A 22,508-nucleotide genomic window follows, 5' to 3' on the forward strand; every position below is an offset into this window, starting at 1 on the left:
TCCTTAGCAGGCAAAACCAGGCACCATTTCCGGGCCTGGTTTGTCCCCCTCCAGCAGCATACGCACTCGTCCCACCAGTTCATTCAGGCAGTCATCGTGCATGCCGAGCTTAATCAGCTCCTGCTCAAGGGAGAAGAGGTACTGGGCATTGGTGCCAAGCGGGCCGCTGGCGGCCGCGATCAGTGGCGCGATGGTTTGCGCGCGGGTATCTGACTCATAGAGCGGGTGGCGCGGATCCATAATAAACACCAGCGCGTTGACTACGCGGCCATCGTCGAGCGAAAGTTTGCACCAGCTCGGCAGATAGCAGCCGGTGATCATCTCCCGTTTCCACAGCAGCGTCAGATCGTCGTGCAGGCTCTCTTCCGACAGCCGGTAAGCCACGCCAGTGGTGCGCCCGCCCTCTTTCAGTGCAAGCATGCGCCCTGGCTGACACGCGGTACCTCGCCCGGCAGTGAGGCGCAAACAGAAAGCGCGATGCCAGCCGACCAGCGTTCCCGGGCAGGATTCATCGAACTCCATTGCCGGGTTCCACATCAGCGAACCGTAGCCAAAAAGCCACACCGGGCCATCATCCGGCCGACAGGCCAGCGTCGCCGCCAGCGAGGACGCCCGCTGCTCAGCCGACCACAACAACGACTCTTCTATGTCGCCAAACGCCGTTTTGCAATCGGCCGTTCGCAAGAAATCACGCGTTAACATCTTTTACCTCCGCCACTGCCTGCGTCCTTGCGACTGCTTTACTGCTGCCCTCCCGACATACGCCGTCGTTTCAACGCAGCGCCATATGACGATATGCAATTCACGCGCCGCATGCAACAGCATCAATCCATCGAATAAAGCTATAAATGGCGAAGGTGGCGCTGCTACGCGCTATTTCTTCTTATGCCACTTGTCGTCATCTCCCTTCTCATACTCATTTTTGACCGCCGCCCAGGCGACGCGGTGCGCCGTCTCCTCCCGGCTGGCATCGCCGCGGCGGTCATCTTTATCTTTGTATTGATCCCAGGCGCTGTTAAAGGCCTCTTTATAGATCTCCTGCGCGTGGGCAGGAAGCACATGTTGCACGCTGTCGGGCAGCTCGGATTTTGCTTTATATGGCACTTTTCTGCTCCTTCTTGGGCTAAAAGGTTAAGTCTGGTCGACAACCTGCCTGAGCGCCAGGCATGGACCATAAATGACTTTTTAATTTAACTATCATTATGTTTATATTTCATTATTTCCACAAAACAGCAATTTTCGAGGCTTTAAAACAGAAAAAATTTTACTGCCGTAAAAATAGGTAAAAATGACCACGTAAATGCGACTTTTTTGCTATTTTAATCACCTTGCATTCTTTATCTATACTTCAACAACACTGCCCTCTGAGGAGAATCATAATGACAACAACCCACGAGGCGGTTAAAACCCGCCACAAGGAGACCACGCTCATTTTCCCGGTGCTGGCGCTGGCCGTGCTGCTCTTCTGGGGAAGCTCGCAGTCACTGCCGGCGATAGTCGGAATCAATGTGCTGGCGCTGGTCGGGATTTTAGCCAGCGCCTTTAGCGTGGTGCGCCACGCTGACGTTCTTGCCCACCGTCTGGGCGAACCTTTCGGCTCGTTAATTCTGAGCCTCTCCGTCGTTATCCTCGAAGTGAGCCTCATCTCGGCGCTGATGGCGACCGGCGATGCCGCGCCAACACTGATGCGCGATACGCTCTACTCTATCATTATGATTGTCACCGGCGGGCTGGTGGGTTTCTCGCTGCTGCTGGGCGGGCGTAAGTTTGCCACGCAGTACGTCAATCTGTTTGGCATCAAGCAGTATCTGATCGCCCTCTTTCCGCTGGCGATTATCGTGCTGGTCTTTCCGATGGCGCTGCCGGAAGCGAACTTCACCACCGGCCAGGCACTGCTGGTGGCGCTCATCTCGGCGGCGATGTATGGCGTGTTTTTGCTGATCCAGACCAAAACCCATCAGAGCCTGTTTGTCTATGAGCATGAAGATGACGGCGACGATCCGCACCACGGTAAGCCGTCGGCGCACGGTAATTTCTGGCACACCGCATGGCTGATTGTGCATCTGATTGCGGTAATTGCGGTGACCAAGATGAACGCGCAGCCGCTGGAAGCGCTGCTGACGGAAGTGAATGCCCCGGTGGCCTTTACCGGCTTCCTCGTCGCGCTGCTGATCCTCTCGCCGGAAGGGCTGGGCGCGTTAAAAGCGGTGCTGAACAACCAGGTGCAGCGCGCGATGAATCTCTTCTTCGGTTCGGTGCTGGCAACCATCTCGCTGACCGTACCGGTGGTGACGCTGATTGCCTGGTTCACCGGCAATGATCTGGTGTTCGGCCTCGATGCGCCGGAGATGATTGTGATGGTGGCATCACTGATGCTGTGCCAGATCTCCTTCTCGACCGGGCGCACCAATGTGCTTAACGGCGCGGCGCATCTGGCACTGTTTGCCGCCTACCTGATGACCATCTTCGCCTGAGTTATTCGGATACAAAAAACCCCGCTTTCGCGGGGTTTTTCTTTTACGCTTCGGTGTTGAGCTCGTCGAAGTTCTTCACCAGATCGTCAATCGCTTTGATCTGCTGCAGGAACGGCTCCAGCTTCGCCAGCGGCAGTGCCGACGGGCCATCGCACTTGGCGTTATCCGGATCCGGGTGCGCTTCAATAAACAGACCGGCAAGACCGGTTGCCATGCCCGCGCGCGCCAGCTCGGCGACCTGACCACGACGGCCGCCGGAAGCGGCGCCAAACGGGTCGCGGCACTGCAGCGCGTGGGTCACATCAAAGATCACCGGCGAGTTGTTGGAGACTTTTTTCATCACGCTGAAGCCGAGCATGTCGACCACCAGGTTGTCATAACCGAAGTTCGCGCCGCGATCGCAGAGGATAACTTTGTCGTTACCGCCCTCGATAAATTTGTCGACGATATTGCCCATCTGGCCCGGGCTTACGAACTGCGGTTTTTTGACGTTAATCACCGCGCCGGTTTTCGCCATCGCTTCCACCAGATCGGTCTGGCGGGCAAGGAAGGCCGGAAGCTGGATCACATCCACCACTTCGGAGACCGGCTGGGCCTGGCTTGCTTCGTGCACGTCGGTGATCAGCTTGACGCCGAAGGTCTGCTTCAGCTCCTGGAAAATCTTCATCCCCTCTTCCAGACCCGGTCCACGATAGGACTTGATGGAAGAGCGGTTGGCTTTATCGAAAGAGGCTTTGAACACGTACGGAATGCCCAGCTTCTGGGTCACGGTGACGTAGTGCTCACAAATGCGCATGGCTAAATCGCGGGATTCCAGCACGTTCATGCCGCCGAACAGCACGAACGGCAGATCGTTCGCCACGTTGATGTCGCCAATGCTGACCACTTTTTGTTTCATAAAATCGCCTTATCGAGTGTGAATGCTTAATGCAGGGTAATCTGTTTATGGGAAATCGTGTTGATCTGCGCGCGGATCATTTCGCTGATTGGATCTTCCGGGCACTGCTCGACAAAATAGCTTAAGTCATGCAGCGCCACGTGGTCGCAGTCCAGCTGCGCATAAATCAGCCCGCGATCGCGGATCTCATACGGATCTTCCGGATTGAACTGCAGTAACGCTTCGCTGGCGCGCAGGGCCAGCTCCATCTGCTGCTCTTCCATCAACGCCGACTTCAGGGTATCCAGCAGTTTGCGGATCACTTCAGCGTTGTCTGCCTCATCAAGGTCTTCGTTAAACAGCTCGGCCACCGGGCTGATATTGCCCTTCAGCCAAACTTCGAGCGTATGTTCGTCCAGCGTGTCGCCATTAAACGGGTTAATCAGCCACATTTCGCCATCCAGCCACTCTCCGCGCAGAATCAGCTGCGTCGGGAAAATAACCGGAGTCAGCGGAATATTGAGCCGCCCGGCGACCCACAGCAGAATCGCCCCCAGCGACACGGCGCTGCCCTGGCGGTTCTGCAACACTTTATCCAGCCACAGCGCATCGGAGAGACGGTAGACGCCGCGGGTATCTTTGAAGCCCCATTCGCCGTAAAACAGCGCGAGGAGCTCCTCCAGTTGATGCTCCTGAGGCTTTGCCTGACTGATCTCTTCACGGGCAAGCGCGAGCAGATGCTCCAGTTCGTCTTGTACGTATTGTGAAGGAAAATCATCGCGTATCAGCTCGGAAACAAGGATCATCCCGTCGCATAATGGCGCTTTGTTAAATTCGAAATCAGCTAACGACCTCATGTCTTACCCCAGTATCGGTACTTTTGTGGCGGCGAGTTTAATGATGATGTACAGCACCACCAGCCCCAGCATAAAGGCGATAAAACCTGCCTGCTGGCCGCGCGGACGATGTCGCCCGAGCGCAATAAAACCCAAAACGATATAGATGATAACGCCAAACAGCTTTTCAGTCAGCCATGCGCCTTTAACAGTAAAAGGCAAATAGCCGGTCAGAGCTATCAACCCCACGCCGCTGAGCAGCAAAACGCTGTCGACAATATGCGGTAATACCCGCACCCAACGCGCCTGAAAGCGGGGATTGTTGCTCCAGCGCCACCAGTAACGCAGGGTGAACAGGCTAATGGTCAGCGCCACCGACGTCAAATGTAACGTAATCAGGATGTTAAAGAGGCACATTCCCTGTTGCTCCCGTTACGGCCGCCGTCCCAGCGTCAGGCGTTCGTTATCACCATAATCCCGGCAGGTTTCTACCTGCTGCCAGCCGTAGCGGGCAAAAATCTCGCGCACCGCCGCACCCTGCTGCCAGCCATGCTCAAGCAACAGCCAGCCCTGCGGCAGTAAGTAGCGCGGTGCATCTTTAATCAATGTATGCAGATCAGCAAGGCCATTATCCGCCGCCACCAATGCGCTGAGCGGTTCAAAGCGCACATCGCCCTGCGCCAGATGGGGATCCTGCGCATCAATATAGGGGGGGTTGCTGACGATAAGCGAAAATTGCTGCCCCTCAAGGGCGCTAAACCAGCGGCTCTGCACAATCTCGATATTGCGGATACCGAGATGATCGGCGTTACGCTGCGCCAGCGCGACCGCGTCAGGGATGAGATCGACAGCGGTGACCTGGCAATCTGGCCGCTCGCTGGCCAGCGCCAGCGCAATCGCACCGGTGCCGGTACCCAAATCAAGGATGCGGCACGGCGCGGCGGGAAGCCGGGCGAGCGCCTGCTCGACCAGACACTCGGTATCGGGACGCGGGATCAGCGTCGCGGGCGAGACAAACAGCGGCAGCGACCAGAACTCGCGCTCGCCAATCAGATGCGCCACCGGCTCGCCGCGCACGCGCCGGGCCAGTAACCCAGCAAGCTGCTCCTGCTGCTCGTCCGTAAGAGGCGTTTCACCGAAGGCGAGAATAAAGGTGCGCGCTTTGCCGGTGACAAAGCCGAGCAGGATCTCGGCATCGCGCCGCGGGCTTTCACTGGCCTGCAGCTGGCTGACTGCCTCGCGCAACCACTGTTGATACTCCATCAATCCTGCTCGGAGAGCGCCGCCAGCTGGTCGGCCTGGTACTCCTGCACGATCGGCTCGATCAGTGCATCAAGCTTGCCTTCCATTACCTCATCCAGACGGTAGAGCGTCAGGTTGATGCGGTGATCGGTCACACGCCCCTGCGGGAAGTTATAGGTGCGGTTGCGGTCGCTGCGATCGCCGCTGCCGAGCAGGTTACGGCGCGTGGAAGCCTCCGTCTGCTGGCGTTTTGCCACTTCAGCCGCGCGAATGCGCGCGCCCAGCACCGAGAGCGCTTTGGCTTTGTTTTTGTGCTGCGAACGCTCATCCTGGCACTCGACAACAATGCCGGTCGGCAAGTGGGTAATACGGATCGCCGAGTCGGTGGTGTTAACGTGCTGGCCGCCCGCGCCGGAGGAGCGGAAGGTATCGATACGCAGATCCGCCGGGTTGATATCCGGCAGCTCCGCTTCCGGCAGCTCCGGCATCACCGCAACGGTACAGGCGGAGGTGTGAATACGCCCCTGCGATTCGGTGGCCGGGACGCGCTGCACGCGGTGCCCGCCCGATTCAAACTTCAGTCGACCATAGACGCCGTCGCCGCTGATTTTGGCAATCACCTCTTTATAGCCGCCATGCTCGCCTTCGTTGGCGCTCATGATCTCAACGCGCCAGCGGCGAGCCTCGGCATAACGGCTGTACATGCGGAACAGATCGCCGGCAAACAGCGCGGCTTCATCCCCGCCGGTACCGGCGCGGACTTCGACAAACGCGTTGCGCTCATCATCGGGATCTTGCGGCAGCAGCAGCACCTGTAAATGCTGCTCAAGCTGCTCGCTTTTCTCTTTCGCGTCGCGTAACTCCTCCTGCGCCATTTCGCGCATTTCGGGGTCCTCGAGCATCATCTGCGCGGTCTCGATATCGTCCTGCGTCTGTCGCCAGTCGGTAAAACAGCGGGAAACGTCGCTCAGCTGCGCATATTCGCGCGACAGGGCGCGGAAGCGATCCTGATCGGCAATGGTTTGCGCGTCGCCCAGCAGCGCCTGAACTTCTTCATGGCGTTCATGCAGGGCTTCCAGTTTGGCAACGATAGAAGGCTTCATAGGCGTAAAGGCACCTTTTAGTAATTATCAGGAGTGTGGTGTGCTAATCCAGCCCGAGGCTGTTGCGCAGAATATGCAGGCGATCGTCATCCCCGTCACGGGCGGCCTGCTGAAGAGATTTGGTTGGGGCGTGGATCAAACGGTTGGTCAGCTTCCACGCCAGGTCCTGCATAATGGTCTGCGGATCGCCGCCCTGCTCCAGCGCAGCGAGCGCTTTTGCCGTCAGCTCATCGCGAACCTGTTCTGACTGGCTGCGATAGTCGCGAATCGTCTCGCTGGCGCTTTGCGCGCGCAGCCAGGCCATAAACTCGCTGGTCTCCTGGGCGACGATAGTTTCCGCCTGCACCGCCGCGGCTTTGCGCTGCGCCAGGTTGTGCTGAATGATGCTTTGCAGATCGTCGACGCTGTAGAGATAGGCGTTGGCAATTTCACCCACTTCCGGCTCAACGTCGCGCGGAACGGCGATATCCACCAGCAGCATCGGCTTATTGCGACGCGCCTTCATCGCCCGCTCGACCATCCCTTTGCCAATAATCGGCAGCGGGCTGGCGGTCGAACTGATGACGATATCAGCATCTTTCAGGCGCTCATCGATTTCGCTCAGGTCGATCACTTCCGCCCCGACCTCATTCGCCAGCAGCTCCGCGCGCTCGCGGGTGCGGTTGGCGATGATCATATTTTGTACTTTGTGCTCGCGCAGATGGCGAGCTACCAGTTCAATGGTCTCGCCCGCGCCGACCAGCAGCACGGTAACCGTCGACAGGGATTCAAAGATCTGCCGCGCCAGGGTACAGGCAGCAAAAGCGACCGACACGGCGCTGGCGCCGATATCGGTTTCCGTGCGCACGCGCTTGGCGACAGAGAAGGATTTCTGGAACATGCGCTCCAGCTCGCTGGCATTCCCGTGTCCGCGATGGGAGTCGGCATAGGCTTTTTTCACCTGACCGAGGATCTGCGGCTCACCGAGCACCAGCGAATCAAGCCCGCTCGCCACGCGCATTAAATGGCTGACGGCGTCGTTATCTTCGTGCCAGTAGAGGCTCTGACGAACCTCATCTTCACGTAAATGGTGATAATCGCAGAGCCAGCGCACCAGCGCTTCCTGTAAGTTCTCCCGCTCTTCGACGCTCAGATAGAGCTCGGTGCGGTTACAGGTTGAGAGCACCACGCCCCCCTGCACCATCGGTTGCGCCAACAGGCTTTCCAGCGCCTGGTCAAGCGTTTCCGGCGAAAACGCAATACGTTCTCGCAACGCAACAGGTGCTGTTTTGTGGTTGATGCCGAGTGCTAAAAGGGTCATGGGCGCGGGAATAGTACCAACGTTGATAAGGTTAGACTGCACGCATCATACAGGATGAGCCCAGTCAATAAAAGGGAGACTATCCTTTCGGAGTAATTGGTCTTTTTATGATTTAAGACAACGTGAACGTAGACGCTCTTTCTGTGCGGCGCTAGCATTAAGCTTCTGTCTGTAAACTGTTACAAGGATTTGTCATCGTTATGATTCTGTCGGATTTCCGCCTCATTCGCCTGCTACCGCTGGCAAGCCTCGTGCTCACCGCCTGTACCCTGACCGCGCCGAAAGGGCCGGGAAAAAGCCCCGATGCGCCGCAGTGGCGTCAGCATCAGCAGCAGGTGCGCGATTTACACCAGTACCAGACGCGCGGCGCGTTTGCTTATCTCTCGGATGAGCAAAAAGTCTATGCCCGCTTCTTCTGGCAGCAAACCGGCCAGGATCGCTACCGCTTACTGCTCACCAACCCGCTGGGCAGCACCGAGCTTGAACTGAAGGCGCAGCCGGGCAATGTTGAGCTGGTGGATAATAAAGGTAAGCACTACACCGCTGACGATGCGGAAGAGATGATTGGCAAGCTGACCGGCATGCCGATTCCGCTTAATAGCCTGCGCCAGTGGATCCTCGGCCTGCCGGGCGACGCCACCGATTACAAACTCGACGACCAGTATCGCCTGAGCCAGGTCAACTACAGCCAGGACGGTAAGAGCTGGAAAGTGGTGTATGGCGGCTATGACAGCAAAACCCAGCCGGCCCTGCCTTCCAATATGGAGCTGAGCGACGGCAAGCAGCGCATCAAGTTAAAGATGGATAACTGGATCGTTAAATGATGACCTGGCCTGCTCCGGCAAAACTTAACCTCTTTTTATACATCACCGGCCAGCGTGAGGATGGTTACCACACCCTGCAAACGCTGTTTCAGTTTCTCGATTATGGCGATACGTTGACCATCGAGCCGCGCAAGGATGGCAAAATCTGCCTGCTGACGCCGGTCGAGGGCGTGCCCGACGAGGAGAACCTGATCGTGCGCGCGGCGCGCTTGTTGATGAAACGCGCCGCCGAGACCGAGCGCCTGACCCCAGGCTGTGGTGCGGACATCGCCATTGAAAAACGTCTGCCGATGGGCGGCGGGCTTGGCGGCGGCTCGTCGAATGCGGCGACGGTGCTGGTGGCGCTTAACCATCTTTGGCAGTGCGGGCTGAGTGTTGATGAGCTGGCGCAGCTGGGCTTAACGCTTGGTGCCGATGTGCCGGTGTTTGTGCGTGGCCATGCGGCGTTTGCTGAAGGGGTCGGCGAGCTGCTTACGCCGGTCGATCCGCCGGAAAAATGGTACCTGGTCGCCCACCCTGGCGTCAGCATTCCGACGCCGCTTATCTTTGGCGATCCGGCGCTCCCGCGCAATACACCCGTCAGGTCAATCAATACGTTACTGAATTGTGAATTCGGCAACGATTGCGAGGTTATCGCAAGAAAACGTTTTCGTGAGGTTGATGCGGCGCTTTCCTGGCTGTTAGAATACGCGCCGTCGCGCCTGACTGGCACAGGAGCCTGTGTCTTTGCCGAATTTGACACCGAATCCTCCGCTCGTCAGGTGCTTGAGCAAGCCCCGGAATGGCTGAACGGTTTTGTCGCGCGAGGCGTTAACCTCTCGCCGCTAGCACAAACCATCGCCGGGCAAGCTGAGTCACGGTGACAACGTCACTTGTTCCAGACGTTGCATCGCGCTCTTTAATACACCGCATGGATAGTTTTTCGCCCTGACCGCACATTTTGGCGTATCCTATCCACCACTGGACGCATGCCTGAGGTTCTTCTCGTGCCTGATATGAAGCTTTTTGCTGGTAACGCCACCCCGGAACTAGCACAACGTATTGCCAACCGCCTGTACACTTCTCTCGGCGACGCCGCCGTAGGTCGCTTTAGCGACGGCGAAGTCAGCGTACAAATCAATGAAAACGTACGCGGTGGTGATATTTTCATCATCCAGTCCACTTGTGCTCCTACTAACGACAACCTGATGGAATTGGTTGTGATGGTCGATGCCCTGCGCCGTGCTTCCGCAGGCCGTATCACCGCCGTTATCCCCTACTTTGGTTACGCCCGTCAGGATCGCCGCGTCCGCTCCGCTCGCGTACCGATTACCGCAAAAGTCGTTGCCGATTTCCTCTCAAGCGTTGGCGTTGACCGCGTCCTCACCGTAGACCTGCATGCTGAACAGATTCAGGGCTTCTTTGATGTACCGGTTGATAACGTGTTCGGCAGCCCGATTCTGCTCGAAGATATGCTGCAGCTGAACCTCGACAACCCGATTGTGGTTTCACCGGATATCGGCGGCGTGGTTCGCGCACGCGCCATCGCCAAACTGCTGAACGATACCGACATGGCGATCATCGATAAGCGCCGCCCGCGCGCCAACGTCTCACAGGTGATGCACATCATCGGTGACGTGGCGAACCGCGACTGCGTGCTGGTTGACGATATGATCGACACCGGCGGTACGCTGTGCAAAGCAGCAGAAGCCCTGAAAGAGCGCGGCGCCAAACGCGTCTTCGCTTACGCCACGCACCCGATTTTCTCCGGTAATGCGGTGAATAACCTGCGCAACTCTGTGATTGACGAAGTGGTGGTCTGCGACACCATTCCGCTAAGCGAAGAGATCAAAGCGCTGCCGAACGTACGTACGCTGACGCTCTCTGGCATGCTGGCCGAAGCTATCCGTCGTATCAGCAATGAAGAATCGATCTCTGCGATGTTCGAACATTAATCGATGCTTCATATCAAACCCGCTCCGGCGGGTTTTTTTAACCCTCTTTTTTATTTGTATGATTTATTAATTAGTTAGACTACGCTTCGCAAAAGAGTGACTCCTGTGAAAACGTTACTTTCTCCCCACATCATGCCTTTCCGCGCGCTGATTGATGCCTGCTGGAAAGAAAAATATACCGCTGCCCGCTTTACCCGCGATCTGATCGCCGGGGTCACGGTGGGCATTATCGCCATTCCGCTGGCGATGGCGCTGGCGATTGGCAGCGGCGTTGCGCCGCAATACGGTTTATACACCGCTGCCGTCGCGGGCATCGTGATTGCGCTCAGTGGCGGGTCGCGCTACAGCGTCTCCGGCCCGACCGCGGCGTTTGTAGTCATCCTCTACCCAGTTTCGCAACAGTTTGGCCTTGGTGGCCTGCTGGTGGCGACGCTGATGTCCGGGGTATTCCTGATCCTTTTTGGTCTGGCGCGTTTTGGCCGCCTGATTGAGTACATCCCGCTCTCCGTGACCCTCGGGTTTACCTCCGGGATCGGCATTACCATCGGCACCATGCAGATCAAAGATTTTCTCGGCCTGCAAATGGCCCATGTGCCGGAACATTACCTGCAAAAAGTGGGCGCGCTGGTAATGGCGCTGCCGACCATTAACCCGGGCGATGCCGCCATCGGCGTGGTGACGCTCGGCACGCTGATCCTCTGGCCGCGCCTGCGTTTACGCGTGCCGGGGCATCTGCCGGCGCTGCTGGCCGGTTGTGCGGTGATGGGAGTGGTCAACCTGCTTGGCGGCCATGTCGCCACCATTGGTTCGCAGTTTCACTATCTGCTGGCTGACGGCAGCCAGGGCAACGGCATTCCGCAGCTGCTGCCGCAACTGGTGCTGCCGTGGGATCTGCCTGGCTCAACCTTTACCTTAAGCTGGGACTCCCTGCGCGCCCTGTTGCCCGCGGCGTTTTCCATGGCGATGCTTGGCGCGATTGAATCCCTGCTCTGCGCGGTAGTGCTCGACGGCATGACCGGCACCAAGCATAAAGCCAACAGTGAACTGATTGGTCAGGGGCTGGGCAATATTGTCGCGCCCTTCTTTGGCGGCATTACGGCTACCGCAGCGATTGCCCGCTCGGCGGCAAACGTGCGCGCCGGTGCCACGTCGCCCATTTCGGCGGTGATCCACTCCCTGCTGGTGATTATGGCGCTGCTGGTGCTGGCTCCCCTGCTCTCCTGGCTGCCGCTCTCGGCGATGGCCGCGCTGCTGCTGATGGTGGCGTGGAATATGAGCGAAGCGCATAAGGTGGTCGATCTGCTGCGCCGCGCGCCAGCCGATGACATTGTGGTGATGCTGATCTGTATGTCGCTGACGGTGCTGTTCGATATGGTGATTGCCATCAGCGTCGGCATTGTCCTCGCCTCGCTGCTGTTTATGCGCCGCATCGCGCGCATGACGCGTCTTGCGGCGGTGAATGTCAGCGTACCGGATGATGTGCTGGTGCTGAGAGTGATCGGCCCGCTCTTTTTCGCGGCGGCAGAGGGGCTGTTCAGCGATCTGGAGACGCGTATCGCCGGAAAACGCATCGTGGTGCTGAAGTGGGACGCGGTTCCGGTGCTCGACGCCGGTGGGCTTGATGCCTTCCGCCGTTTCGTCAGCCGCCTGCCGGAGGGCGTGGAGCTTCGTGTCAGCAACCTGGAGTTCCAGCCGCTGCGCACCTTTGCCCGCGCCGGTATTCAACCCATCCCCGGCAGGCTGGCCTTCTTCCCGAACCGCGACGCGGCGTTAGCCGATCTCTGATCCCGGCGCGCCGTAACGGGCGCGCATCATCACTTCAATTGCCCGCTGGAGCCACTGCAGCACCGCGGGCGTCATCCACGTCCCCTTCATCAGGTGCGGCTCCTGCTCCATCGCCGTGCGAAACTTCTGCTGCGTCTGCGGATCGCGCCCGGCATAAGACTGAAATAGCTCCAGCCAGTTTTCCGCCAGCGCCTGCGCCTCATCGCTGTGTGGATCAAGCTCGCGGCGGCTGGCATCGTGCAGTTTTGCCACCAGCGCAGGCCACTCCATCATGCGGTCGAAGTAGTGCGCGCGGGTAAAGGCCATCTCCTGCGGCGTTAAGTAGCGCTGCCAGATAGCCAGCTTACTCTCGGCGAAACTGCGGGTGATGTACTCGGTCATCGCCGGCGTAATGCCAGTCTGCTCGCGCATCTGCGGTTCAGCGCTGTGCATCTCATTAAGCCGCGTTAAAAACTCCGGCTTGTTGGCGGTATCCTGCTCAAGGCGCGTCATCCAGCGGGTTGCCAGATCCATCGCCTGCGCATCATCCGGCGCCACGCTGTTTGCCATCAGCGTTTCTGCTTCAGCCACCAGCATCGCCCAGACGCGGTCACGCGCTTCATCCCGGGCGGCAAACGGTAACTCGTCTAACTCTTGCGGCGTAAACCAACGATCGTACATTTTCATCAACTCCAGTGTCTGTAGCCAGGACTCAAGGTCGGGCTCCGCGCCGCGGGCAAGACCATCCCGGAGATCGACAAGGCGATCGCGCAGGGTCACGATATCGCGCACCTGCCTGTCGAGCCGGGTAATCTGGTCATTTAACAATTCAGCCAGCGGGCGCGTTTCCCGCGCCAGGTAGTCACCAATTGCCGCCAGTTCCATCCCCGATTTTGCCAGCGCCTGGATCATCTGCAGGCGCTTCACATCCGCGAGGTTATAGAGCCGGTAACCGGCGGCGCTTCGGGCAGAAGGCAGCAGCAGGCCAATGTGCTCATAATGATGAAGGGTGCGAACGCTAATGCCCGCGCGCCGCGCCAGCTCACCTACCTGAATTAACATAACTGCTCCTTTCGTGCTCCACAGACGCCACTTTCGTGCCTCACGTTACGTGAGGGTCAAGTAAAAGACCAAAAAAAACGGCTCCCGCAGGAGCCGTTATCGAAATCAGTGCTGGTTAGCCGTGGTTTTGCCGGTCGCGACGGCAGCGTTTGTCATAGTGACGCACCCACCAGTATTTGTCGCACACCTCTTCATGGCCGCTGACGCGCGCGCCTGCCAGCCAAAGCACCGCGCCAAGGAAGATGCTGAGCACCGCGCCATGGGCGAAAAACTGTGGCAGGTTAATCTGCGGAAGCTGGTTGAGAACCGAATAACCGACGCCGACAACCATCACGATTAACCCCAACCCCATGAGCGCATTGCCGAGTAACGACGCGTTTCTACGTTTCATGTGTCACCTCCGAACAGTGGGTTGGATGGGATATCCCCAATCCTTGTGTGCAAAGTATAGACAGCGCACTTTTTAGCGGTTGCGGGCAGGATCACAATTACACATATCCGCCTAACATAAATTTACACATAACCCCATGAACTAGTTGAAATTCGAATGATTGAGGTGAGCAATTATTTCCCCTTAACGGCTCATTAGTTGTGAGAATTTTGTCATCGCGCGCCGCTCGACGTAAACTACGCGCCGGACATTGACCTGGTCAGGAAGAGAAAGTGACGATTAAACTGATTGTCGGGCTGGCAAACCCCGGCGCGGAGTATGCCGCGACACGCCATAACGCTGGCGCATGGTATGTGGATTTACTGGCGGAGCGCGCCCGCGCGCCGTTACGCGACGAGCCGAAGTTCTTTGGTTTCACCTCGCGCATTCAGCTGGCGGGCGAAGATGTGCGCCTGCTGGTGCCCACGACATTTATGAACCTGAGCGGTAAAGCCGTGGCGGCGATGGCGACCTTTTACCGTATCAATCCCGACGAGATCCTCGTGGCGCACGATGAACTCGATTTGCCGCCAGGGGTGGCAAAATTTAAGCTTGGCGGCGGTCACGGCGGCCATAACGGCCTGAAAGATATCATCAGCAAACTGGGCAATAACCCCAATTTTCACCGCTTACGCATCGGAATGGGCCATCCGGGCGATAAAAACAAAGTTGTCGGTTTTGTGCTGGGTAAACCGCCGGTGTCAGAACAGACGCTGATCGACGATGCGGTAGACGAAGCGGCGCGTTGTACCGAAGTGTGGCTGAAAGAGGGGCTGACCAAAGCCACTAATCGCCTGCACGCTTTTAAAGCGCAGTAAGCGCGCCCAGCGCCTTTTTTGCCGCGCATAACATTGGTTATGTGTATACTAGGCGCAGTTTTTCACTTTTCAACAATCCGTTTTTAATAACGGGTTGATTATCAAGAGATTAAGGTAATTACATCATGGGATTCAAATGCGGTATCGTTGGTCTGCCTAACGTAGGTAAATCCACCCTGTTCAACGCGCTCACCAAAGCGGGTATCGAAGCGGCGAACTTCCCCTTCTGTACCATTGAGCCGAACACCGGTGTCGTACCGATGCCCGATCCGCGTCTCGATAAGCTGGCGGAAATTGTTAAACCGCAGCGCGTCCTGCCGACCACCATGGAGTTTGTTGATATCGCCGGTCTGGTAAAAGGCGCGTCCAAAGGTGAAGGCCTGGGTAACCAGTTCCTGACCAACATCCGTGAAACCGAAGCCATCGGCCACGTGGTGCGCTGCTTCGAGAATGACAACATCATTCACGTTAACAACAAGGTCGATCCGGCTGACGATATTGACGTTATCAATACCGAGCTGGCGCTGGCTGACCTGGATACCTGCGAACGCGCAATCCACCGCGTGCAGAAGAAAGCCAAAGGCGGCGACAAAGATGCAAAAGCTGAGCTGTCTGCGCTGGAAAAATGCCTGCCGCAGCTGGAAAACGCCGGTATGCTGCGCTCGCTGGACCTCTCTGCTGAAGAGAAAGCGGCTATTCGCTACCTGAGCTTCCTGACCCTGAAACCGACCATGTACATTGCCAACGTCAATGAAGATGGCTTCGAGAACAACCCGTACCTCGACACCGTGCGCGACATCGCCGCGAAAGAGGGTTCCGTGGTGGTTGCCGTTTGCGCCGCCGTTGAGTCCGACATCGCCGAGCTGGACGATGCCGACCGCGACGAATTTATGGCTGAGCTGGGTCTGGAAGAGCCGGGCCTGAACCGCGTCATCCGTGCCGGTTATGAACTGCTGAACCTGCAAACCTACTTCACCGCTGGCGTGAAAGAGGTACGCGCATGGACCATTCCTGTCGGCGCAACCGCTCCGCAGGCGGCCGGTAAAATCCACACCGACTTTGAGAAAGGCTTTATCCGCGCCCAGACCATCGCCTATGAAGATTTCATCGCTTATAAAGGCGAGCAAGGCGCGAAAGAAGCCGGCAAGATGCGTTCGGAAGGGAAAGAGTACATCGTTAAAGATGGCGACGTGATGAACTTCCTGTTCAACGTCTAATTAAAATGTGTTGTCTTATGGGGTTTCGCTAAATCTCATATCAACGGAGAAACCATATAAAATCCACGCAATTGCGTGGATTTTTCATTTCACAATGTCTCAATTCATCTCATAACAACGCTGTCAAAAATGAGTACATGGATAAGTACAATATTCTTTCATCTTCATTTTAAGTGAGTACAATAACGGTATAATAAATAAACAAGGCCCCGTTATGCTCACCGATACGCAATGCCGCACTGCTAAGCCGAAAGAAAAACTCTATCGACTCAATGACTTCAATGGCCTCTACCTCGAAGTAAAACCCAACGGCAAAAAGGCCTGGCGCTATCGGTTTAAACTCAACGGCAAATCCAGCATGTTCGCGTTGGGTGAGTACCCGACGGTCAAACTTGCCGAAGCTCGCGAGAAATGTGAGCAAGCGCGTAAACAAGTCGCAGATGGAGTTAGCCCGACACAGGCTCGCCAGTTAGATAAGATCCGCAAGGTCAACGACGCATCCAACACCTTTGAGCTGATTGCCAAAGAGTGGTTGCAGCTGAAAGACTGGGCCGAAATCACCAAAACGCGGCGACTGGATATGCTTGAGCGTGTAGTTTTCCCCGCCATCGGCAAACTTCCTATCAGAGAAATCACTCCGCACCACATTCTTAAAATTCTTCAGGAAACGGCTAAGCGCGGCGCTCCGACCGTTGCCGCTGAAGCCCGTCGCACCATTTCATCAGTTTTTGAGTTGGCAGTCGCGACGCTTAGAGCTGATAGCGATCCTGTATGGCCTGTGCGCAAGGCCCTTCCGGCTAATAAGACACAGCACAAACAGGCACTAAATCCTCAGCAAATCGGAAAGTTACTAAGCTGTTTTGACAATAGTCGTGGCTCGTATCAGGTTAACTATTGCATGTGGCTTATGTGGTGGACATTGGCGCGTCCTGCGGAAGCCACCGAAGCAGAATGGACAGAATTCGATCTTGATAACGCCCTATGGACCATTCCGGCAGCGCGAATGAAAGCCCGCAGAGAACACGTTATTCCCCTACCCTTCCAAGCTGTCAAAATGCTCAGAACACTACAGGGGTTAACCGGGCATCGGCAGCACCTTTTCCCGGGCAGAGATAATCCGCTAGGGCCAATGACATCGCACTCGCTGCGCCAGCTACTTAAAAGCCTCGGATGGAGTGGCATTTATAGTCCCCATGCTACCCGAACTACAGGAAGTACGCGTTTAAACGAAATGGGCTATCGACCTGATGCTATTGAGGCCCAACTTGCACACGCTGATACCAACAATGTTCGTCGCACATACAACCATGCAACTTATCTTGATGAGCGAAAGGTTATGATGCAGGAATGGGCAGATATGTTGGACAAATGGGTAGCAGAATTCGAGTAGAACTTACTGCACTTAGTGAACCACGAGGATAGAACTCATTCTTCAGGGTCCACTTTGTGCCAGAAGCGGATATTGCTAAGATAAGTTTAAGCCCATCAACGAAGTGCAGATCAGTGAATAACATTAAACTTGGCTGTCTGTGATTGGAAGATCGATTGACAGCCAGTTTTTCCACATTTAGGTGTTTAGATTAATCATCCTTTCCAACATTTAGATCACTGATGACCCGTTCAGCTTCGTGGTCATAGCTATCCGCTAAAACTCTTAAGGTAACGGCGAATCGCTGAAAACCAGCGTTTTCTACTTCCTCTGCTTTTGCTCGGAACTGGTCCGCCAGCTCTCTCTCAGGTTTTCCAGTTGGGTCAACCCAATGAGCACCACGTGAGTTGTAGGTTCCTATTCTGTAGCCTTCACGCATACTCTCAGCATTGCGATCGTTCAGAGCAACTGCGACCTCTCTGTTTATCCACAAGCCATTCGAGTCGGAGGGGGTAGAAATTAAGACTTCACCAACTTTGCTGAGTGCAACGTCCAAGTGACCTGACGCCGTAGAAATTTCCTTAACTTTCTGAAGCCATTCAGTAAAGCGTTCTCCGTTGAACGTTCCGTCTGATTGGCTTCCTGGCGGTGTCTCCCAATTGCGCAAAAGAGTCCATGCATTTGTTGCGATGGATTTCAATTCATCTGTTGGTTCACTCGCCGTTTGGTCTTCTTTGTCAGAACGGTAAATGAGTCGGATTACCTCGCAGAAAAATTCTGGGTCATTAGCTATCCTATTTTCAAGGAGCTTGGGCTCAGCACCTTGGCGACCATCGAGCAATGGAAGGTAAGCCCACTCGATCTGAAATAGATCATCCGGATTCACTTTGGGTTCAGTCTGAAGAAATTGGATAAGAGTAGTTATGTTGTAACCATCCATGTTGGAGCTAGATTCGTCAGTTGAAAGGGCAGCAATCAAAGCGCGGATACACTGTTCAGTATCGATTGGTTGCTCCGCCTGTTGCATCCTGTACAGACAGTTGATTGCCGCATGTGGTCTGCCATGTTCAATCAGTTTATCGATGGCATGAGTAAGATCACCTTCACCCTGGTAAGGATTTGCATCGGTGCGGGCCCAGTATTCGTTCTCGGAAGCTTGAAGATAATGAGAGACTCGGGTCCAGGTTTCCTTGTTAAAAGGAAGATAAGCCAAGAATTGGCCTAACTGTTCAGGAGTCCAGTCAGTTTTATCCAGATTGTCGTACCACTCCCAACCTTTGAGAGAGAAACGTTTCCAAATAAAAGCGCCTACCAATGCCTTATACTTATTTTCTGTTGTATTCAGGAAATGGGGCAAAAGGATTTTTTCGAACACATCATCGTTAATAGTGCCGAGTACACTTCCTATTTGATGGGTTGCAGAAACGTGTTCAGCAAACCGCATAACGCCTTCTGCACCATCTTGCTTAAGGATTTCTGAAATTGCTGATTCGCGCCTTGCTTCGAGTTTTTTTCTCTGTTCTTCCCAATCGCCATTTTCTTCGTAAAGATCAAAATCTCGATTTGAAAAAAGGTGTTGATATAAGTTGAATGGATTGGCAGGAGCTAGTTGCTCTGTAACATTTTCGATTTGGGTTAGCAGATCATCAGATAAAGCCCAATTAGCATCAGAGAATCGCCGATGTTTATTTGAGAATCGATTAAGATGATCCCAAATTAAAACTCGCTGCTCTTCATTAAGCCCAGTAGTTCTTTTCGAAGAGAGGATCTCAAGAAGGTTTTCGAAGGCAGGAGATGGCAGACTATCAAAATGATCAATCAACAAAGTAAGGCGTTCAGTATCTTCTCCGGCGCTTTCGACGGCAAGCTCAGCATAAAAAGATGTCTGCGACCAGTAATCCTGATTAGTCACGCCGTTTTCCCAGCCATCTGGGATTATTCGGCGCCAGGAGGGTTTGTGTGATCCAGAAGAGGTTTGATGGTGACCGGGTAGAAGCTGTACGAGTAAATTCCAAGCTATATTAGGCCATTCTTTAGAAATGACTTTGACTGCAACTTTTCGTTTTTCTATGGATGCTAGCGTTTGCGGCAACCACGGTAATAATATAGTGGCAAGCGAATTAGATGGCCGATTAGCCCACTTGCCCCCAGGGTCGTGGCTGGCAAGTTCAGCCAGTACAACACAGACGCGTACAAGATATTGCTCATCCCAGGCTAGTCCCTCTAGGGCCCATAGCAGTCCAGTCAGATAATTACCACCAGTGATACCATTTCCTTCCTGAGAAAATAGCTCATCAAATGCACAAGGCGTTTGACGCATTGCATTCTCAACTGCATCAAGAAATTTTGCGGGAGCGGCTTCAGCCAAAGTTGGTAGCAAACCGTTCAGGCTACCCCATAAAACCCAGTTCGCATCAGTCAAAATTGTGTGTATTGCGATGTTAACGGAAGTTTCGGCATTCCCTTGAGAGCAGTTAACGCAAACCTCTGGTCGGCTCCCGATTATGGCTAAACCCTCGGCTATGCCTTGTCGCAGCATGGGGGAAAAATTCAGCACCTTACCATGAATACTAGCAGCGTAACGCTGCTCAGCAGGTAATTCGAAAGCAGGGTCTGGCTCTTTGAGTAAGGAAATCGCGAAAGACTTAAACAATTCGAGATTCTGATCAAAAATTCGGGATCCCAGAAGCCTCCAGAGCTCCATTCGATTAGTTACTTTCCAAATGCCGTTTTTAAGAGACAAAGGACTGTCTGGGCTATGTAAAATCTCTCGTGCCTTCCTTAGCCATTCGTCATAACTGATACCAAGCAATTGGGTTAGTATATTTAGATCACACTCATTTTTCTCATTCCATCTCCCAATCAACACTGTTAGGGCTAGATAGGAGGCATCGGGATGGTGAGTCCAGTCGGTTTTGACTATCTGTTGTACTAACCTTAACTTTTCAGGAATCTCAGCAACAACCCTTTGTTTGAAAACATCTAAAAGATCTTCTGGTATCTTACTTGAAATGATAGTGCCAGCATCTTTATTCCAAGTTTGTACGATATCAACTATCCGCGACCAAACCCACTGAGGATACTGTTGGTGGAATTGCGCTATGTGGGAGTGCAGCAAAGAAAGGACGACGCCTGATTCATTACCCAGGTCGTACCCTAGTAAATGAAAATGGTTCAAAAAGTCATAAAGCTCATCGTTTGTTAAATCGTTCCCACTATTTGCTACCTTCAGATGATACTGGATGACCTCCAGCTTCTCGGTACTTTTAGCTGGGCTGAACTTGCCCTGCTGTACATTTCTCAAAAATTCATCAACTGTTTTTGTATGCCTAGCTTGGTTCAATAACCATTGCACATTGTGTGTATCGGTAGAACTGAGCGGACCGGTGATCAGTCCAATAACATCCTTTTTCTTGGTAAACACGTCAGGATTGTTGAAATCGTTCCAAGCAGCCTGTATCACTTCCCCAAATGTCGCATTACCTTGCGTAAATGAAATAGAATGCTTGATTTGCCCTAAGAGCTTCCGTTTTTCATTGCTATTGACATTTTCAACAACAACTATCAAGTCGTCGGTATCAAAACCATCAATTTTGCCCTGGAGTTTGATGTCCACTATTGGCCAGCAAGGAAGACAAGGTGCATTACCGCCTGTTAGCATCAGGGCAACAAAAGACGCTTGGACATGCGCTTCAAAATGAACACCACCACCGCCTGTAGAAAAAGGATTGCTCAGTTTTTTTTTATTTGCCATTAACAATCACATCCACATTTTGATTCCGAATAGATTAAAAAGAAGAGCACTCATACTCCAGAACTTGTTCCACCAGTATCTTTTAATGACACGGTTATGCCCTGCATCTGCTTAGATTAGCTAGCCATGGTACGCAATGGCTATTGCTAAAATGAATAGTAAGGTTATATCCAGTATTTTGTGTTGAGGCAAGATGGTTCCCGGGCATGTCAAATTTTTGTAGGTCTGAGTCACCTCTTTCCATACGAGTGTGAATAGCCACGAGTTTATCAGACACCTGAGAGTCATTTTAGATGACTTAAAAGAGAGGTGGTCATGAGCGGTAAACGTTATCCCGAAGAGTTCAAAATTGAAGCGGTTAAACAGGTCGTTGATCGTGGTCATTCCATCGCAAGCGTCGCCACCCGGCTTGATATCACCACACACAGTCTTTATGCCTGGGTAAAAAAGTACGGTCCTGATTCATCAGCTACTAAAACGCAGTCTGATGCCCAGTCTGAGATCCGGCGGCTTCAGAAAGAGCTGAAGCGGGTTACCGACGAGAGAGACATACTAAAAAAAACCGCGGCGTACTTCGCAAAACTGTCCGACTGAGGTACGCCTTTATCCGCGACAACAGCTGTTGCTGGCCTGTTCGTTTGCTCTGTCGGGTTCTGGATGTCCATCCGGGTGGATTTTATTTTTGGATTCAGCAGCCATATTCACAGCGTCACCAGGCAGACCAGATGCTGACCGGGCAGATCAAACAGTTCTGGCTTGAGTCTGGCTGCGTCTATGGTTATCGCAAGATCCATCTCGATCTGCGTGATACCGGACAGCAGTGCGGAGTGAATCGGGTCTGGCGGCTGATGAAGCGTGCCGGAATAAAAGCTCATGTTGGGTACCGTAGCCCACGGGCACGTAAAGGCGAAGCCAGCATCGTGACACCCAACAGGCTCCAGCGGCAGTTCAATCCGGACTCACCGGATGAGCGTTGGGTGACGGACATAACCTACATCCAAACCCACGAAGGCTGGCTGTATCTGGCCGTGGTGGTTGACCTGTTCTCACGAAAAGTTATCGGCTGGTCAATGCAACCCCGCATGACAAAAGAGATTGTCCTGAACGCATTACTTATCGCGGTGTGGAGGCGTAATCCTCAAAAGCAGGTACTGGTTCACTCTGATCAGGGCAGTCAGTACACGAGCCATGAGTGGCAGTCGTTCCTGAAGTCACATGTTCTGGAAGGCAGCATGAGTCGTCGCGGTAACTGCCGCGACAACGCGGTTGCGGAAAGCTTTTTCCAGCTACTGAAACGCGAATGGATTAAGAAAAAGATCTACGGAACACGGGAAGAAGCCCGCAGCGATATTTTTGATTACATCGAAATGTTTTATAACTGTAGGCGTCGGCATGGTTCGAGCAATCAGATGCCACCGGCAGAATACGAAAACCAATATTATCAACGGCTCGGAAGTGTCTAGATTATCCGTGGCGATTCACATTTTGCGCAAAAATATCGGGA

20 protein-coding genes are annotated in these 22,508 nt (G+C 54.3%); 9 read left to right on the forward strand and 11 right to left on the reverse strand.

Annotation, left to right across the window (positions count from 1 at the left end):
- Positions 1-3: 3 nt before the first annotated feature.
- Complete coding sequence (locus tag SOM48_RS19265; protein WP_128482853.1) at positions 4-702, reverse strand: gamma-glutamylcyclotransferase; 699 nt, start codon at positions 700-702, stop codon at positions 4-6.
- A gap of 171 nt (positions 703-873) precedes the next feature.
- The gene (gene chaB, locus SOM48_RS19270) at positions 874-1,104 is read right to left on the reverse strand and encodes a putative cation transport regulator ChaB (RefSeq protein WP_023478915.1); all 231 of its coding nucleotides are present in this window, start codon (positions 1,102-1,104) and stop codon (positions 874-876) included.
- 275 nt (positions 1,105-1,379) lie between these two features.
- On the opposite strand from chaB, the gene chaA reads away from it, so the two are divergent.
- Positions 1,380-2,474 (forward strand): sodium-potassium/proton antiporter ChaA, encoded by a 1,095-nt coding sequence (chaA, locus tag SOM48_RS19275; protein WP_054803465.1) that lies wholly within the window; start codon positions 1,380-1,382, stop codon positions 2,472-2,474.
- Positions 2,475-2,517: 43 nt separating this feature from the next.
- Here chaA and kdsA read toward each other — a convergent pair whose 3' ends face one another.
- Genes kdsA through hemA form a run of 6 tightly spaced genes read right to left on the reverse strand, consistent with a single transcriptional unit; the run spans position 2,518 to position 7,832 of the window.
- Entirely contained in the window at positions 2,518-3,372 is an 855-nt protein-coding gene (gene kdsA / locus SOM48_RS19280; RefSeq protein ID WP_076769943.1) for a 3-deoxy-8-phosphooctulonate synthase, read from the reverse strand.
- Positions 3,373-3,398: 26 nt separating this feature from the next.
- Positions 3,399-4,208: an invasion regulator SirB1 gene (sirB1, locus tag SOM48_RS19285; protein ID WP_023478892.1), complete on the reverse strand. Its 810-nt coding sequence runs from the start codon at positions 4,206-4,208 to the stop codon at positions 3,399-3,401.
- 3 nt (positions 4,209-4,211) lie between these two features.
- Complete coding sequence (gene sirB2, locus SOM48_RS19290; protein ID WP_023478628.1) at positions 4,212-4,604, reverse strand: invasion regulator SirB2; 393 nt, start codon at positions 4,602-4,604, stop codon at positions 4,212-4,214.
- Between the two features lie 15 nt (positions 4,605-4,619).
- Positions 4,620-5,450 carry a peptide chain release factor N(5)-glutamine methyltransferase gene (gene prmC / locus SOM48_RS19295; RefSeq protein ID WP_320512807.1) on the reverse strand — a complete coding sequence of 277 codons (831 nt, stop codon included), beginning with the start codon at positions 5,448-5,450 and terminating at the stop codon, positions 4,620-4,622.
- The gene (gene prfA / locus SOM48_RS19300; RefSeq protein ID WP_076769944.1) at positions 5,450-6,532 is read right to left on the reverse strand and encodes a peptide chain release factor 1; all 1,083 of its coding nucleotides are present in this window, start codon (positions 6,530-6,532) and stop codon (positions 5,450-5,452) included. Before prfA ends, prmC begins: the two co-directional genes overlap by 1 nt.
- A 43-nt stretch (positions 6,533-6,575) precedes the next feature.
- The gene (gene hemA, locus SOM48_RS19305) at positions 6,576-7,832 is read right to left on the reverse strand and encodes a glutamyl-tRNA reductase (protein WP_076770332.1); all 1,257 of its coding nucleotides are present in this window, start codon (positions 7,830-7,832) and stop codon (positions 6,576-6,578) included.
- A gap of 200 nt (positions 7,833-8,032) precedes the next feature.
- On the opposite strand from hemA, the gene lolB reads away from it, so the two are divergent.
- From lolB to dauA, 4 genes are all read left to right on the forward strand, one after another.
- Positions 8,033-8,656, forward strand: coding sequence for a lipoprotein insertase outer membrane protein LolB (gene lolB / locus SOM48_RS19310; RefSeq protein ID WP_023478783.1), 624 nt, complete (start codon positions 8,033-8,035; stop codon positions 8,654-8,656).
- Positions 8,653-9,519: a 4-(cytidine 5'-diphospho)-2-C-methyl-D-erythritol kinase gene (gene ispE / locus SOM48_RS19315; protein WP_139569804.1), complete on the forward strand. Its 867-nt coding sequence runs from the start codon at positions 8,653-8,655 to the stop codon at positions 9,517-9,519. The genes lolB and ispE overlap by 4 nt, the downstream gene beginning before the upstream one ends.
- Positions 9,520-9,642: 123 nt before the next feature.
- Positions 9,643-10,590, forward strand: a complete 948-nt coding sequence (gene prs / locus SOM48_RS19320) for a ribose-phosphate diphosphokinase (RefSeq protein WP_007371855.1) — start codon at positions 9,643-9,645, stop codon at positions 10,588-10,590.
- A 132-nt stretch (positions 10,591-10,722) separates the two neighbouring features.
- Positions 10,723-12,375, forward strand: coding sequence for a C4-dicarboxylic acid transporter DauA (gene dauA, locus SOM48_RS19325; protein ID WP_034812198.1), 1,653 nt, complete (start codon positions 10,723-10,725; stop codon positions 12,373-12,375).
- Here the strand turns inward: dauA and SOM48_RS19330 are convergent.
- Entirely contained in the window at positions 12,361-13,416 is a 1,056-nt protein-coding gene (locus SOM48_RS19330) for a MerR family transcriptional regulator (protein ID WP_139966237.1), read from the reverse strand. The genes dauA and SOM48_RS19330 overlap by 15 nt on opposite strands.
- Positions 13,417-13,531: 115 nt before the next feature.
- Entirely contained in the window at positions 13,532-13,807 is a 276-nt protein-coding gene (gene ychH, locus SOM48_RS19335; RefSeq protein WP_042711688.1) for a stress-induced protein YchH, read from the reverse strand.
- A gap of 272 nt (positions 13,808-14,079) precedes the next feature.
- On the opposite strand from ychH, the gene pth reads away from it, so the two are divergent.
- From pth to SOM48_RS19350, 3 genes are all read left to right on the forward strand, one after another.
- Complete coding sequence (gene pth, locus SOM48_RS19340) at positions 14,080-14,664, forward strand: aminoacyl-tRNA hydrolase (RefSeq protein ID WP_320512808.1); 585 nt, start codon at positions 14,080-14,082, stop codon at positions 14,662-14,664.
- Between the two features lie 125 nt (positions 14,665-14,789).
- Positions 14,790-15,881, forward strand: a complete 1,092-nt coding sequence (ychF, locus tag SOM48_RS19345; RefSeq protein ID WP_042711685.1) for a redox-regulated ATPase YchF — start codon at positions 14,790-14,792, stop codon at positions 15,879-15,881.
- 214 nt (positions 15,882-16,095) lie between these two features.
- Positions 16,096-17,271 (forward strand): tyrosine-type recombinase/integrase, encoded by a 1,176-nt coding sequence (locus tag SOM48_RS19350; protein ID WP_320512809.1) that lies wholly within the window; start codon positions 16,096-16,098, stop codon positions 17,269-17,271.
- 190 nt (positions 17,272-17,461) lie between these two features.
- Here SOM48_RS19350 and SOM48_RS19355 read toward each other — a convergent pair whose 3' ends face one another.
- Positions 17,462-21,004, reverse strand: coding sequence for a hypothetical protein (locus SOM48_RS19355; protein WP_320512810.1), 3,543 nt, complete (start codon positions 21,002-21,004; stop codon positions 17,462-17,464).
- A 315-nt stretch (positions 21,005-21,319) separates the two neighbouring features.
- Here SOM48_RS19355 and SOM48_RS19360 point away from each other — a divergent pair.
- A protein-coding gene (locus SOM48_RS19360) for an IS3 family transposase (protein WP_320512811.1) occupies positions 21,320-22,467 on the forward strand; the annotation gives its coding sequence in 2 pieces (ribosomal slippage) (positions 21,320-21,566 and positions 21,566-22,467; 1,149 coding nt in all).
- Positions 22,468-22,508 lie beyond the last annotated feature (41 nt).

Source organism: Kosakonia sp. CFBP8986 (genome assembly GCF_034044935.1).
Lineage (GTDB): Bacteria > Pseudomonadota > Gammaproteobacteria > Enterobacterales > Enterobacteriaceae > Kosakonia > Kosakonia cowanii.